The sequence below is a fragment of the Streptomyces sp. NPDC107538 genome, assembly GCF_055657445.1.
Map to the genome: position 1 here is coordinate 553,974 of NZ_JBVKAY010000003.1, position 14,513 is coordinate 568,486.

The window sequence follows — 14,513 nt, forward strand, 5'->3', positions numbered from 1 at the left end:
GCACGAGCGGTCAGTACAGGGCCTTGTACCCCTGCCACCCGGCGGCGATCTGTACGCGTGGCCCGAACGAGCCCTTGCCGTCGCCGTTGTTGCGCCACAGCCTGCCGGAGGTGTCACGGGAGACGATGTCCGCCCTCCCGTCCCCGTTGATGTCACCGGCGCCCACCACGACGTTGTAGGAGGCACCCCAGTTGTCGGCCACCTTGACCCGCGCCTTGAAGCCACCGCTCGCCGTGCCCGCGTACCGCCACAGCTTGTTCGACTTGTCCTGCGCCAGCAGGTCTCCGTACCCGTCACCGTTGAGGTCGCCGACGCCGATGATCTTCTTGTAGCCGGACCACTTGGAGAAGATCTTCACGCGTGCCGAGAGCTTTCCGCCGCTCGTGGCCTTGTACAGGTAGATGTCACCGGTGGACGCCCGGCGGGCGATCAGGTCCGCCCGGCCGTCACCGGTGATGTCGCCCGGTGAGGTCAGCACGTCGTACTGGTTCCACCCCGACGCTCCCAGCGTGGTGTACGGCGTGGATGTCGTCAGGGCTTTGCCGCACCCCGGGCGGTACGCCCGCAGCGCACCACTGCCGAACCGCACGAGCACGTCGTCGCAGCGGTCACCGTTCAGGTCTCCGAAGGGCACCACCGCGATCGAGGCCGGCCAGCCCGAAGCCGAGGTCTTCGTCGAGAACTTCCCCGTGCCGTCACCCCGATGGAAGGACAGCGCACCCTTGGAGGTGAGCGTGACCAGGTCACCGATGCCGTCGGATCCGACATGGTCGCGTCTCACCGCGGCACCACCGGTCAGCTTCAGCGAGCCGGACACGGTCGCCGCCGCACCGCGCCGGTCGGCCGGGGCCGCCGTCAGCGTCCAGTTGTACGTGCCGTTCGGCGCGTACCCGCCCGTCGACGTCCTGCCGTTCCAGGACGTGCGGACCGCGTCGCGCGCGGCGCCACCCGTCAGCGTGCGCACGGTGGCGCCGGTCGCCTTGTTCCTGAGCACCAGCGTCCACGACGCGGTCGGCTTCGACAGCCACCACGTGCCGTCCCACGAGGCCGACGAGTCCAACAGGTCGACCGAAGGTTCCGTCCTCGCTCCCAGGACCGCGATGTCCGTGGCGGGGATGCCACTGCGCAGGACGTGGATGTCCTGGGAGGCCGGGTCCACGTAGCCGACCAGGCCGGTGTACGGATCGACGTCCCACTTCCCGGCCTTGGCCGCCAGGGTCCGGCTCACCGCGGAGCCGCTCGTGACGTCCGTGAGAACCAGCGCCCCGGACGTGGAGTCACGCGTGACCAGGAAGCCGTCGCCCAGCCGCGCCTCTCCGCCCGTGGGCACGTCGATGAGCTTCTTCCTGCGGGTGTCGTACACGTACGCCTTCGACTCGCTGCCCTGGGGAGTGCTGCACGAGCCCGACCAGTGCACCCAGCGTCCCACCGCCCGGAAGCCGCTCCGAGCGCAGCCGCTGCCACTGCCGAACACCCGGAACGACGTGATCGTGTTGCCCGAACGCACATCCTTGGCTGTGACCACGCCGCCATCGGCCGCCGTCCACAGCGTTTCCCCCCACAGGCGAGTGGGGACCGCACCGGCCGCGCCCGTCCGGGTGAGCACGACCTTCCGTGTGTCGAGATCCGCCACCGTCAGGCCGTCTCCCGCGGGCGAGGGCCCACGCCAGGCCGCATACCGGCCCGCGACGTCCACCAGACCATGGTTGTCCTGGAGGCCCGAACCCATCACGGTTCCGGGAAGGGACTGACCCCGGTCCAGTACCTGGACCTCCCCGGCCGTGGTCCGGATGACCGCCCGGCCGTCACCCGTACCCAGCAGGTCGGGACAGTCCCCGTGGTCCCCGGCCATGACCCCACACTGCCGGGTCGCTCCCCGATCCGTGCGCGTGCCCGCCGTCAGGGCCCCCGCCGTGGTCAGCGAGCGGCTGTACAGATGCGTCGCCCGGTCGCCGGACTCGTAGGTCATCAGCTCACCGCCGCTCAGATCGAGCGACTCGATCCCCAGGGGCACGGCCGGAAGGTCCACGATCCGGCGGGCCCGGGGCAGACCGTCGGCGCCCGCCTCGACCTTGGCGATGCCGTAGTCCAGAGCGGACTCTCCGCCGGCGATGACCAGGCCGCCGTCGGGGCTGACGACGGCAGCGGGATCGGCCCGCTTGAACAGGGGCAGCTCCGCGGAGCCGTCGAAGGGCAGCGCCGACACACTCCAGACGGAGGACGCGTCGCGCCGCGCGACGACGACCGCGTCACCGACGACGCCGAGGATCATGTGCTCCGAGGTGTGGGGGAACGCGACCTCGTGAGCGGGTGCGTCGTAGGCACCTTCGGCGTACACCCGCACCCGGGACGTGCCGTACCAGCTGACCAGGTAGTCGGGTCCCACCACGCTGGCCGTGCTCGCCACCAGTGGCGGCAGGATCGTGGCGGCACCGGTCTCCGCGTCCACCCAGGCGTACCGGAGGACCCGGTTCGGGCCGTCGTAGCCGAAGTAGTTGACGAGGATGCCGGAGGCCGAACCCCTGGTGAAGAAGGGGAAGACCGTCCCGTCCGGGAGCCCGGTGACCGGCCTCTGCACCGTACTGCCGTTCTCGTTGCGCAGCAGGAACAGCCGAGTCCGTTCCCCACCTGTCGACGTGCTGGTCAGGACCGTACGTCCGTACGTCTGCATGTAATTCTGGCCCACCGGGACGGCCACGGTCTCGGTCGTACCGGTTCCCATGTCCCGGAGCACGACCTGCCCACCACTGCTCGGGGACGGGCGAAGGGCGACGACGTCCGAAGCGGTGCCGTACGACCCTGCGGTGCGCGGTTCGAGCCGCTCACCACCTTCCACAGGCTTTCGGCTGCCGTCGTAGCTCGTCCACCAGAGCCCGTAGCCCTCGGCGGTGGAGCGGTACTCGAGGAAGCCGGTAGCCCCCGCGCTCTGCAGATACGCCGTGCGCGGAGTCGTGCGCATGGTGGCCGGAACGACGATCTCCGTCGCGGCATCCGCGTGCGCGGGCGCCACCAGCGGCAGCGCGGACACAGAGAGCGCCAACCCGGTCAGCGCGACAAGGCAGCCACGCACGAAGGTATGACGAGTCACTTGCTTCCCCTCCCCGACGGAGGGCCCCATCCCCCCGAACAAGCGGGCGGATACTAGCATCGGTCGACGACAGACGACCTTGCTGAGCCGGTTGGCCGGCCCACGTCGCAGCACACCGGCGCACTCGCTCCGGACGGCAACCCCGTGCGGCTGAGCACGCACTGACCGGGTCTGTGCCGCTCGACCCCCTCAACTCCGTGAGTCTGCTGACCGACGGGGCCACGCGACTCGTGGACCGCTTCGAACTCGCCGACTGGGCCACGCTGTTGAGCATTCTGAGGCGAGCTGTCTTGAGAGGCCGGAAAGAGGGCCCGTGCAGCGAAGAAGCGCCGCCCCCTGTCCGTCAGTCGTCCCGGTGCGTTGAGGATGTGCTGCATCAGGTCATCATCTCCGCGCGCCACCCGCCCACCGGTCTAGACAACAAACTACCGCTGTTGACTGTGGTTCTCCGCTCTTGAGGGCACGCGGAGGGCACGGAGTGGGGGAGAGAACGGAGCCACGCCCGTGCGGCTCCAGCTGTGCTCGCGGCGCCCGGCGTGAGGCATTGTCATCGAGCAGGATGCGGGCGCTGAACGGGGTGACGGCCAATGCGCGTCGCGGTGCGCGCCTGCACGGCGGCGCCGCAGACCTGATCGGCTGCAGCGTCATGCGCTTTCTCGTCACTCCACAGCGTGGCCGATGAGTTTGTGGCTCCCGGCCGGTCCAAGCTCGTGACACCCCAGGAAAGGACACTGCCATGTCGGAGCTTCTCGTCGACTTCATCACCTCCCTCGACGGCTGCGCATCGGGCGAGGGATGGCCCGGCTTCTGGGGCCTTGAGGGCCCGGAGTACCTCGCGTGGCTCGGCGAGCAGCCCGAGGTCACCTACCTGATGGGAGCGAACACCTACCGCCTGATGTCGGGCTTCGCCGCAGGCGAGGTCCCGAGTGGCCAGGACGAGTTCCGGCCCGAGGAAGAGGCGTCCGTCGACGAGCTCACGCAAGCGTCCAAGGTGGTGTTCTCCTCCTCACTCGAGGAGCCATTGACGTGGGCCAACTCCACGCTCGTCCGCGACGACGCCGTCGAGGCGGTCCGCGCCATGAAGTCGAGTGGCTCGGGGCTCCTCAGCACGATCGGCAGCCTCAGCCTGAGCCGGTCCCTGCTACGAGCCGGACTCGTCGACCGCTTCCGGGTCGTGATGTTCCCGGTGATCACCGGGGCCACGGGCGAAGAACGCATCTACGACGGCTATCCGGACGTTGCCCTCGAGATGACGGAGCACCGCACCTTCGACGGCCGCATCCAACTGGTCGAGTACAAGCCCCGCGTGCTCGAGCACCCGCCGCTCGCCGTGTCTGCGTGACGTCGCTCCGCCGCCCGCCGGTCCGGACGGCCGCCAGGCCGGCGCCGGCGGGCGACGGAGCCTGGATTCCCGCCACACGGCGACGGCAAGAAATCGCCAGATTCTGGTCCCCGCCGGATCAGTGGGTGGACCAGAGGGCGACGCCTTGAAAGCACCCCTAGGTAGTGCGTGAGGCGTAGTGGTGCGATTGCGGTGCGCGACCGGCCCACGGGTCTGAACAACAAAAAACCCAGGCCGACGGCCTGGGGGTTTCACATAGAGCGGGTGACGAGAATCGAACTCGCGCTCTCAGCTTGGGAAGCTGATGTTCTACCATTAAACTACACCCGCGTAAGACGCCGGTCGGTGCCGATGTCGGAACGCGTCGTTACTTTACCTCATGTCGGGCCCCGCGTGCTGAACGCATGGGGCCCGGTGGTGTTTCCGGGGTGGGGACGGGGCTGCGGGGCGCGGGAGTTGGGGCGTACCGTGGAGACGCGGAAGAGGGTCTGGGTGGGGCTCGGCGGGATCGGAGTGCCGCCTGGAGGGCCGTCCCAATCATCCCGTAATGTGGCGGTTCGTCGTCAGGTCGACGTAGGTAGTAGGTAGGTCGACAGCCAGACGCGGCTCTTGGGGAAGGGACTCTTGGACTTGATGGAGCGCACCGTCGTCCGCTGTGCCGATGGGCACGTGTTCAGCACCGCTTCGTTCCCGATGCAGCAGGCCGAACGCCTCGGCCCCGGGCGGCTCATGCGCTGCCCACGCTGCGCGCGCTTGCGCAGCGTCGTACCGGTGGCGTTGCAGAAGCGGTAGTCGCAGCGGTAGTTACAGCGGTAGTTACAACGGTAGTCACAGAAGAAGTGGCAGTCGGCCACCACGGCCGGCGGTCGTCGAGGCGCGCGGAGTCCGTCCTGATGGTGGGCGGCCCGCGCGTCTTGCGTATCCTCGGGTCGTGCTTCTCTCAGACAAGGACATCCGGGCCGAGATCGACGCCGGTCGGGTGCGGATCGATCCGTACGACGAATCCATGGTGCAGCCGTCGAGTGTCGACGTGCGTCTCGACCGCTTCTTCCGGGTGTTCGAGAACCACCGGTATCCGCACATCGACCCCTCCGTCGAGCAGTCGGACCTCACCCGGCTCGTCGAACCCGAGGGCGACGAGCCCTTCATCCTCCACCCCGGTGAGTTCGTGCTCGCCAGCACCTACGAGGTCATCACGCTCCCCGACGATCTCGCCTCGCGGCTGGAGGGGAAGAGCTCCCTCGGTCGTCTCGGGCTCGTCACCCACTCCACCGCCGGGTTCATCGACCCCGGCTTCTCCGGGCACGTGACGCTGGAGCTGTCGAACCTCGCCACGCTCCCCATCAAGCTCTGGCCCGGCATGAAGATCGGGCAGCTGTGCCTGTTCCGGCTGAGCTCGCCGGCCGAGTTCCCGTACGGCAGCGAGCGGTACGGCTCCCGCTACCAGGGGCAGCGCGGGCCCACCGCCTCCCGGTCCTTCCTCAACTTCCACCGGACCCAGGTATGAGCGCCGCCCCGACCGTCCGCGAGAACCTCACCTACGAGGCCTTCGGCACCGCCGTACGCGAACTCGCGCAGAGCATCGCCGACGACGGGTACGAGCCCGACATCGTGCTCAGCATCGCCCGCGGCGGGGTCTTCGTCGCGGGCGGGCTCGCGTACGCCCTCGACTGCAAGAACATCCACCTCGTGAACGTCGAGTTCTACACCGGCGTCGGCACGACCCTCGACATGCCCGTCATGCTCGCCCCCGTCCCGAACGCGATCGACTTCTCCGACAAGAAGGTCCTGATCACGGACGACGTCGCCGACACGGGCAAGACGCTCAAGCTCGTCCACGACTTCTGCCTCGACGCGGTGGCCGAGGTCCGGTCGGCCGTCATCTATGAGAAGTCCCACTCCCTCGTGAAATGCGAGTACGTGTGGAAGCGGACCGACGAGTGGATCAACTTCCCCTGGAGTGTCCTCCCCGTAGTACGCAAGTCGGGGGAGCCTGTCACGCCGTCCAAGGAAGCCCTCTGACCTGGATCTCGCTCGTGGTCGGTCGGCGCGAGGCGTCGGGTCCGCCACGATCGTGGCGGACCCGACGCCTTCACGGACGTCACTTCACCACGAGGTTGTCCCCGGGCGATGTCGACGGCCCGGTGGTGGTGTTGCCGTAGTACACCCAGCGCCACGTACCCGTCTTGGAGGCCTTCACGGTCGTCCTGAGGTCACCGGAGCTGTTCGCGTACACCTTCTTCACCGTGGTGTAGGAGGCGGTGCCGGCAGGCTTGAACTGCAGGCTCACCTGGCGGCCTCCGTAGGAGGCGTACTTCCTGGTCTCCCAGTTGGCGCGCGTGACCTTTCCGGTCACGGTGATGGTCCTGTCCTTGGACACCGGTTCGGGCGAGGCGTTCACGGTCAGGCGGGAGTTCCGCTTGACGTGGACCGTCAGACCCTTGTCGTCGGTGTCGCCGCCGCCGCCCTCGAAGTACACCTCGGCCCCGACCTTCCAGGCCCCGGCCTCGCTGTTACGCATGTCCCACACGCTCGGGTCGAAGTACATCGTCTCGTTGAAGTCGCAGACGCCCGAGCTCACCTTGACGCAGTCGCTCGTCTCGACGGCGTGCCACAGCCGGTCATCCGCACCATCCCGGTACAGGAAGACCGCCGGCCACTTCCACTTGCGAGTGGTCGCCATCCGGAAGGAGGCGGGCGCCGCGACCTCCTTCGACACACCGATCACGATCGGCTTGCCGCCGTTCACCTGGACACGGGTGAACGAGACCCCACCCTCCGCCGCCCCGGCCGGCGCCGCAGCCACGGCCGTGAACACCGCCGCCGCACCACCCGCCACGACGACTCTCCAGACCTGCTTCCCCACCTGATCCCCCATCTCCTTACGGAACGGCACCGAAGGCTCATCCCTCCAGCGCCTTACAGACGCCCGGCATCCGTACGGGGTTGTACGCCGGCGCATCACGATGGGGCATCGGACGATCCCCGCCCGGCGCGAGGGGGCCGCCGGCACCCTCGTGGTCATCGGCGAGTGCCGCTCAGGGGGACCGTGGCCGTGTGCTCCCGTCGATGTCAGGCCGGCCGAGGCACCCTGTCATGGGTCTTCGACGGGGAGGGTGTGTGCGTGCGACGCCGCAGCCGCTCCGTAGGCATCTGGTCCGACCCGGCGTCGGCGGGCGCGGACCGCCAGTACCGACAGGAACATGCCCACCCCGGACGCGACCGCGAGCAGCAGACACGCGCTGGACAGGCCCGCCGCCAGAGCGTCCGCCGCCCCGTCCCCCTCCGAGCGCCGTGACTCTCCCACCGCCGCGTTGACCGTCGCCACGGCCGCCGTGAGCGCTGCCGCGCCGATGTATCGAGCCATGTTCGAAATACCTGATGCTGCTCCGACTTCGTCGGCGGACACCGACGATGTGGACACCGACGATGTGGATGCCGAACTCGCCGGACCGTTGACGAGTCCCCGGCCTCCGGCCAGGAGCACGAGCGGCAGGACGAACGCCACGTACCGCCAGTCGCCCTGGACGAACGACAGCAGTACGCAACCGGCCGTCGCCACCGCGAAACCGGCCGCGATCACGGGCCCGATGCCCAGCCGCTGAACCATCCGGGGCACAAGGGGCGTGACCCCGATCAGGCCCACTGTCGCGGGCAGCGTGGCCAGGACCGCCTGGAACGGGCTCAGCGAGAGCGTGCTGGGGTCCTGGAAGTAGAGGCTGACCAGATACATCAGCGCGTTGATCACGCCCGGGCTCAGCAGGATTCCGATCGTCGCCCCGATCGGTACGCGATCCTTCAGCAGGCGTAGCTCGACCGAAGGTGCTTCGACCCGCCGTTCCACCGCGACGAACGCCACGCACGACACCAGAGCGAGTGCGAGCATCCCAGCATCGCGGCTGACGTCCACCCCCATGTGGCCCCTCGCTGAGCGCGAGCGGCGCCGGGGCGAGCACGGCGGCGATCAGTACGGTCCCCGCGAAGTCGATCGAGCGGCTGCGGTCCGGATCGCGGGATTCGGCGACGCCTATCAGCGTGAGCGGCACGCAGGCGAGCGCGATCGCCGCGTCGATCCAGAACGATCGCCGCGTCGATCCAGAACAGGCCCTGCCATCCTGTGCCGTCCACCAGGACACCGCCGAGCAGCGGCCCCACCGCTGACGCGCCACCCCACACAGTGGGCCCCCGACGTGACGACGACCGCCGCTCCCCCCCCAGCGAATATCCGGTGACGGCCCACTGCAGGACATCGAGCGACGTGCCGGTGTCCGCACTGATCGCCGGAAGCAGGCTGCTCTCACCGCCGAGGTGTTGGCGTTGACGACCGGAGTCGAGACGCACGTCGCGATCAGCACCGCCATCGGCGCCGACCGGTCGGCGCCGCGAGATCCCGCCTCGTCTGCCTGGACATCCACACAGGCAGATTCCACGCGCCGCGTCACCCTGCAGCCGGGGAAGGCGGACCGGCAGCCGGTCGCGTGGCCCACCGCCCGGTCACGACCGTGACGCGGTCCGGCACCCCGGCTCGTCGGCCCCCCGCACGCGCTCCTCCATCGAGGTGCTCCGGTCGTACGGGTCGACCTCCTGACCGCCTCCCGGGGACGACGTCGCGCGGTCCGCGCCGAACTCGGGGGTGAGGTAGCCGGTGTAGGTGTCGCAGCCGCCGTTGGTGGTGTCCAGCTTGTAGGAGACGAGGGAGAACGTACCCGGTTCGATGACGATCTTCGCCGGGTCGTCCCAGCTCATCACGACCTCGCGGCGCACGATCGTGCGCACGACCTCGTCGCTCCCCGCCGCCGCGCGGACGACCGGATAGACGTACGTCACGTCGGTGGTCACCTCCACCGCACCGCGCTCGCCCTCCCGGTACGTGATCCGCCCCCGGGTCTTGACCACGTCCCCGACGAGCCGGACCTTCCCCTTCTCGAACCGGCTGAACAGCAGCAGCGGGTTGTCGTCCTCGCTGGGCGAGCGCAACGCGGTCTTCAGGAAGTCCTGGACGTCCCGCTGATGAGGGTTGATCGACGCGATCGCCTTCTTCGGGCGCTCCCCGCGCAGCACACCGCGATCCAGGCTCGACTCGGCGAGGAAGTCCCGGGTCTCCTCCAGCGCCCGCGCGACCTCCGCCTTGCTCATCCAGCCGGTCGCCCGTGCCTCGGGTACGCCGATCCCAGCCGTCCCGTCGCCCCACCGTGCCGCGGGCGACCCCTTGAACGGCTGCTCCAAGGTCGGGGCCCCGGCCGCCGCCTCCGCCGGTGGCGCCTGATCCGGACGCTCCGACTCGACGGCCAGGGGCCCGCTCTCGCCGTCCCCTCCGCCTCCGCCGCCGAACCATCCGGTCACCCGCCCCGGAGCCAGCGCCACGACCAGCAGGGCGACCGCGGCCAGCAGGCCGACGGCGTACCAGCCTCTGCCTCCCCGCCGGCGGGCCGGCGGTGCGTGACCGCGCCACGGCTCCGGCCGCGCGGTCTCCTCCCGCAGCCGGCCGGCCACCATGCGGGCCCGCGCCGACGGTTCCTGGGGCGCGTCCGTGGTCCCGGCTTCGGATTCGCGAAGGAAGCGCTCCCACTCCTCGTCCGGTATGGACTCCCCGGACTCCCCACCCTTGCCCACGACGGCCCCCGCCCCTCTCGTGCGACCGGCCCCTCCCCGGGGGCCGGTCATTTGTCCGTGCATCATCACACAGCCCGAATCGGCCCCCGAGCGGGCCTGTGAAGCGTGGTCAGTCGGCGGGGAGGGCCCGGACGCCCCACCGTTCGAAGTCGTAGATGGTCTCGTTGATGCGGAAGCCGTCCACGGCGCCGATCCACATGAAGTCACGGCCCTTGCCGACGGCGGCGCTGTAGAGGGTCGCCGGGGCGCCGCCGTCCTGCAGTGCGGTCCTCACCGCGGCGAGGGTGCACTGCGCTGCCTGGGTGCAGCCGGTCGCGGTGGCCGCCGCTGCATTCGTGAGGTACCAGTAGCCGCTCGTGGCGGCGTCGAGGAACGGGCTCCAGCGGTTCGTCGCCGGGGAGGCCGGCGGCACCCAGACCAGCGTGGAGTACTCGACAGCGGGGAGTGTGGTCAGGTTCGGGTCGATCTCGAACCTGATGTTCGGCATGTTCGTCGGGCCGCCGTAGCTGATGTTCTCGGCCGTCTGGAACACGTGGAAGCCGACCTCCCGCAGGCCCGCCACCGGCTTGCCGTAGAAGTCGATCTCGTTGCCGAAGTCGACCTTCTCGCTGGGGGTGGTCAGGGTGGTGGACTTGTCCGCCACCTCGATACCGAGGCTGCCCCGGCCGTACGGCGGCCGCTGCGCCGCGCTCGGCGCGTCGTACGAACCGAACGGGCCGTTGCGCAACTCGGCCACGGGGGAGCCGATCGTGTTGCGGGTGATGACACCCCAGTGGTCCGAGGAGCGGGCGTGTTGGTCGTTTCCGTTTCCGTTTCCGTCTCCGTCGGCGGACGCGCTGCCGGGGAGGGCGGCGGTGGAGACGGCGACGAGCAGTGTGGCCAGGAGCACCGTTCCCCGGCGGATGCCAAAGCGAGCTTTCACACGCACTCCTTGTGGAGGTGTTCAGGTTTCAGGACTCGGTCACGTTATCTGACGGTATGTGAATAAATGGTGATGACTCATCGTGTAATCGTGCATTTAGGTTATTTGCTGGCATACGGCAGGGCCCCGGCGCAGTGACTGCGCCGGGGCCCTGCCGTAGATGAGGCGGAGGGGTTCTCCTGGTGGACTGCTGGTGGACTCCTGGTCGACTAGAACGTGCCCAGCTTGATCAGGGACAGGATCGCCACCAGCTGGATCGCGGAGGCGCCCAGCGCCTTCGGCCACGGAAGGTCGTGGGACTTGGAGACCATCAGCGTCAGCAGGGCACCCGCGGCGACCCAGGTGATCCAGCCGAGGATCTGGACGAAGGAGGCGTCGCCGCCCGCGAACATCGCGACGACCAGGCGGGGCGCGTCCGTGAGGGCCATGATCAGCATGGAGAGGCCGACCGTGGGCTGCCAGGCGCCGTCGCCGCCGAGCTGGCGGGCCAGGGTGTGGGTGACCACGCCCAGGACGAAGGTGCTCACCACCATCGTCACGGCGGTGACGAGGACGATCGGTACGGCGTTCGAGAGGGTCGCGTTGATCGCGTCCTCGCGGGCGCCGTCGAAGCCGAAGACCGCCAGCAGGCCGTACAGGAACGACACGATCAGGGCGGGGCCCCACACCGCGTAGTCGCGCATCACCAGGAACGTCTGGTTCGGGCTGGTGACGATGCCCTTCAGCAGCGCCTTCCAGGGCAGCCGCGGGCCGATCGGGGCCGCGGGGGCGTTGCCCGCGCGGTAGGTGTCGCCCTGCTGGTACGGGTCCTCGCCGACGGCGAACATCTGGGTGTGCCCCGGGTTGTTGGCCGCGTAGGGGTCCACGCCGCCGCCGTGCGGGTGCCCGCCGTCGTCGCCGAAGTACTCCGGCTCGCCGTGGTTGCCCTGGCCGCCGTGACCCCCGTGGTTGCCCTGAGGCCCGTAACCGCCGCGATGTCCGCCGCCCTGCCCGCCGCCGTGCGTCTGCGGCCAGCCGCCCTGGGCGCCGCCCCGGCCACCGCCGTACGGCGGCCCGGGGGGCGTCTGGGGGTAGCCGTACGACGGGCCGCCGGCCTGCGGGGCCTGCTGTCCGTACGGAGGGTTGTGCGGTCGCGCTTGAGGAGCGCCGTTGTCCCGGCCGCGTCCGATCCTGAATCCAGCCACGTCATCGAACGTACCTGGTCCCGGGCGGCCGCGTGCCGGGCCGGGGGCAACCGGCCCGGCTTTGCGGCCGAGCTGTGACATCCCCTAAGGGATCGTCAGGGAGGCGTCAGGGAAGCCCCGGGGAGGCGTTCCCGCAGGCCCGCGCGGGTCTCGGCGGCTGCCTCGGTGACCGCTCCAGCGGCTGCCTCGGTGACCGCTCCAGTGGCTGCCTCAGTGACTGCTGACGTACCTGCCGTACGACAGGGCCGACGACGGGGACGGCAGGCCCAGGTTCTTCGGGGTGAGGGCGACGGAGTTCGTGACGGAGGTCTTCGGGAAGACCCAGACGCCGCCGGACTTCGCGTTCTCGCCCGGGGCGCCGACGGCCGTGTCCGGGACGCCGTCCTTGTCGTAGTCGCCGGTCGCGACGGCCGTGCCGAAGGCGTCGTTCGTCTCCGCCACGCCGGGGACGCGGGGGCGGTCCTGGTGGTAGGGGACGGAGGTCGCCTCGCCGAACTCGTCGACGAGGCCGCCGGCGTGGCCCAGCAGCAGCGTGGCCGCGCCCGCCGCCTTGCGGCTGCCGATGGCCTCGCCGGGGGCGCCCGCGATCAGGTCGTCGCGGCCGTCGCGGTTCCAGTCCAGTACGGCGAGGGAGGCGCCGAAGCGGTCGCCGGTCTCGGCGACGCCGTACACGCCGACGGTGTCCTGGTTGAGGGTCTGGGAGCGCAGGCCGAAGGAGCCCTTCCCGTCTCCGTACTCGATGTGGATGCCGCCGCCCTTGGCGTACGACTCCGGGCCGCACGGGTCGTCGATGTTCTCGTCGGCGATCTCGCGGCACTCGCCGAGGGCCAGGTCGTCCAGGCCGTCGCCGTCGAAGTCGCCGGCGGCGAGCGCGGAGGCGGCGCCGTTGTCGGAGTTCCAGGTGTTGGCCATACGGCGCTCGGCCTCGTCCCACGTCCACAGCCGGACGTGCGACTGGGTGGAGGGGGTGTCGACCGTGTGGTAGGCGAGGGCGAGGTCGTCCGTGCCGTCGGCGGTGAAGTCGCCGGTGGCCAGGAGCGGGGCGCGGCCGCCCATCGGGGTGGCGAGGACGGTGGTGACGACGAGGTTCTCGCCGTTGTCCACGGCCGCGCGCATGACGACCTTGTCCCGGCCGCCGATCACGAGGTCCCGGCCGCCGTCGCCGGTCAGGTCGGCCGCCGCGACCGACCAGCCGTACGCCGACTTCGCCGACGGGCCGAGCAGGGCGTTGGAGCCCGGGCCGGTGCCGCGCTTCGCGCCGCCGACGACGACGACCGCGCCCGCGTCCGCGCCGCGGCCGTCGACGTCCTCGCCGGGCGCGCCGACGATCAGCTCCGCGAGGCCGTCGCCGCTCAGGTCGCGCAGCAGGACGGACGCGCCGAAGCGGTCGCCCGCCTCCGGGCTGCCGGGGACCTCGGCGGTGGCCTGGCTGACCCGGAGGCTCCCGTACCGGCCGAGGCCCTTGGCTCCGCCCCAGACGAGGTTCACATAACCGGCCTTCGCCTTGCCGCTCACGGTCGCGTCGGGTACGCCGACGGCCAGGTCCGCGTAGCCGTCACCGTTGAAGTCGCTGGTCAGGGGGGTGGTGGGCGCGGCGGTGGTGGCGGGGCGGGCGGTCGCCGGGTGCGGGACGAGGGCCAGGGCGAGTGCTGCCGTGGCCGCGGTGGTGGCGGCCAGGGCGTACGTCCGTCTGTGCACGGGGGGCTCCAGGTGATGGCCGAATATCGGGGTGGGGTGGTGGCTGGTTCGGCTGGTTCACCTGTGTGACACCTGGAGGCCTCGTGGGGTTGTGCGGGCGGGGTCAGGGGTCTGGAGTCGGGGGGGCAGAGGTCGGGTGGTCGAGGGCCGGGGCCTACGACCAGAACTCGCTCTCCTTGTCCAGGTCCTCCTGGCACTCGTCGATGTCCGTGATCCGGTCGCCGACGATCCGGAAGACGAGACAGCCGTTCTGCTCGATCCGCCGGTCGCCCCGCTCGGCGGTGTAGCGGTGCACGGAGACCGCGTGGCCCCGGCCGTCCACGCAGATGTGGCTCAGCCGGACGTCGAAGGTCCCACCGGTCTCCTCGAAGAGCCGCTGGTAGAGGCCGATCATCGAGTCCTGGCCCTTGTAGTCGCCCGACAGGAGGTGGCTGCCGGGGACGTGATGCGTGCAGTCCGAGGCCAGCAGGCCGCGGAGAGTGTCCATGTCGCCTCGGGTGAAGGCTTCGTAGCCCTTGCGGACGAGCGCTGCGTTCGGGTGTTCGGCCATGGTGATCGCCGGCTTTCCGGGTTTCTGGCTGCGATGTTCCCTTGTTCGAATTGTCTTCCCGTGCGGGGTGCTTCGCCAGCCAGCGCATGGCCGGCTAGGGCGTGGCCAGGGCTGGG

At 70.1% G+C, this 14,513-nt stretch carries 12 protein-coding genes, 1 tRNA gene and 1 pseudogene; 5 read left to right on the plus strand and 9 right to left on the minus strand.

The window, feature by feature from the left end; genetic code table 11:
- Positions 1-10: 10 nt before the first annotated feature.
- On the minus strand, positions 11-3,088 hold the full coding sequence (locus tag ACZ7MG_RS13010) for an FG-GAP-like repeat-containing protein (protein WP_471381845.1): 3,078 nt from the start codon (positions 3,086-3,088) through the stop codon (positions 11-13).
- 128 nt (positions 3,089-3,216) lie between these two features.
- Between ACZ7MG_RS13010 and ACZ7MG_RS13015 the strand changes: the two are divergent.
- Together ACZ7MG_RS13015 and ACZ7MG_RS13020 are read left to right on the plus strand one after the other, a co-directional pair.
- Positions 3,217-3,366 (plus strand): annotated as a pseudogene (locus ACZ7MG_RS13015) (integrase); the annotation flags it as partial.
- A 458-nt stretch (positions 3,367-3,824) separates the two neighbouring features.
- Positions 3,825-4,430: a dihydrofolate reductase family protein gene (locus ACZ7MG_RS13020; protein ID WP_471381844.1), complete on the plus strand. Its 606-nt coding sequence runs from the start codon at positions 3,825-3,827 to the stop codon at positions 4,428-4,430.
- Between the two features lie 259 nt (positions 4,431-4,689).
- On the opposite strand, the gene ACZ7MG_RS13025 is transcribed toward ACZ7MG_RS13020, so the two are convergent.
- Positions 4,690-4,760, minus strand: a tRNA-Gly gene (locus ACZ7MG_RS13025).
- Between the two features lie 601 nt (positions 4,761-5,361).
- On the opposite strand from ACZ7MG_RS13025, the gene dcd reads away from it, so the two are divergent.
- Positions 5,362-5,937, plus strand: a complete 576-nt coding sequence (dcd, locus tag ACZ7MG_RS13030) for a dCTP deaminase (protein ID WP_050398817.1) — start codon at positions 5,362-5,364, stop codon at positions 5,935-5,937.
- Complete coding sequence (locus tag ACZ7MG_RS13035) at positions 5,934-6,452, plus strand: phosphoribosyltransferase (RefSeq protein WP_471381842.1); 519 nt, start codon at positions 5,934-5,936, stop codon at positions 6,450-6,452. The genes dcd and ACZ7MG_RS13035 overlap by 4 nt, the downstream gene beginning before the upstream one ends.
- A 79-nt stretch (positions 6,453-6,531) precedes the next feature.
- Here the strand turns inward: ACZ7MG_RS13035 and ACZ7MG_RS13040 are convergent, their stop codons facing one another.
- Both ACZ7MG_RS13040 and ACZ7MG_RS13045 read right to left on the minus strand, forming a co-directional pair.
- Complete coding sequence (locus tag ACZ7MG_RS13040; protein WP_471382930.1) at positions 6,532-7,296, minus strand: hypothetical protein; 765 nt, start codon at positions 7,294-7,296, stop codon at positions 6,532-6,534.
- A gap of 228 nt (positions 7,297-7,524) precedes the next feature.
- Positions 7,525-8,316, minus strand: a complete 792-nt coding sequence (locus ACZ7MG_RS13045; protein WP_471381841.1) for an MFS transporter — start codon at positions 8,314-8,316, stop codon at positions 7,525-7,527.
- A gap of 149 nt (positions 8,317-8,465) precedes the next feature.
- On the opposite strand from ACZ7MG_RS13045, the gene ACZ7MG_RS13050 reads away from it, so the two are divergent.
- Entirely contained in the window at positions 8,466-8,591 is a 126-nt protein-coding gene (locus ACZ7MG_RS13050; RefSeq protein ID WP_471381840.1) for a hypothetical protein, read from the plus strand.
- 333 nt (positions 8,592-8,924) lie between these two features.
- Here ACZ7MG_RS13050 and ACZ7MG_RS13055 read toward each other — a convergent pair whose 3' ends face one another.
- The 5 genes from ACZ7MG_RS13055 to ACZ7MG_RS13075 all read right to left on the minus strand — a co-directional run bounded on the left by ACZ7MG_RS13055 (position 8,925) and on the right by ACZ7MG_RS13075 (position 14,397).
- Entirely contained in the window at positions 8,925-10,043 is a 1,119-nt protein-coding gene (locus ACZ7MG_RS13055; protein ID WP_471381838.1) for a hypothetical protein, read from the minus strand.
- A 109-nt stretch (positions 10,044-10,152) separates the two neighbouring features.
- On the minus strand, positions 10,153-10,965 hold the full coding sequence (locus ACZ7MG_RS13060; protein ID WP_471381837.1) for a hypothetical protein: 813 nt from the start codon (positions 10,963-10,965) through the stop codon (positions 10,153-10,155).
- Positions 10,966-11,174: 209 nt separating this feature from the next.
- Positions 11,175-12,230 (minus strand): Yip1 family protein, encoded by a 1,056-nt coding sequence (locus ACZ7MG_RS13065; protein ID WP_471381835.1) that lies wholly within the window; start codon positions 12,228-12,230, stop codon positions 11,175-11,177.
- A 129-nt stretch (positions 12,231-12,359) separates the two neighbouring features.
- Entirely contained in the window at positions 12,360-13,847 is a 1,488-nt protein-coding gene (locus ACZ7MG_RS13070) for an integrin-like protein (protein WP_471381834.1), read from the minus strand.
- A gap of 154 nt (positions 13,848-14,001) precedes the next feature.
- Complete coding sequence (locus ACZ7MG_RS13075; protein ID WP_471381832.1) at positions 14,002-14,397, minus strand: nuclear transport factor 2 family protein; 396 nt, start codon at positions 14,395-14,397, stop codon at positions 14,002-14,004.
- Positions 14,398-14,513: the final 116 nt, after the last annotated feature.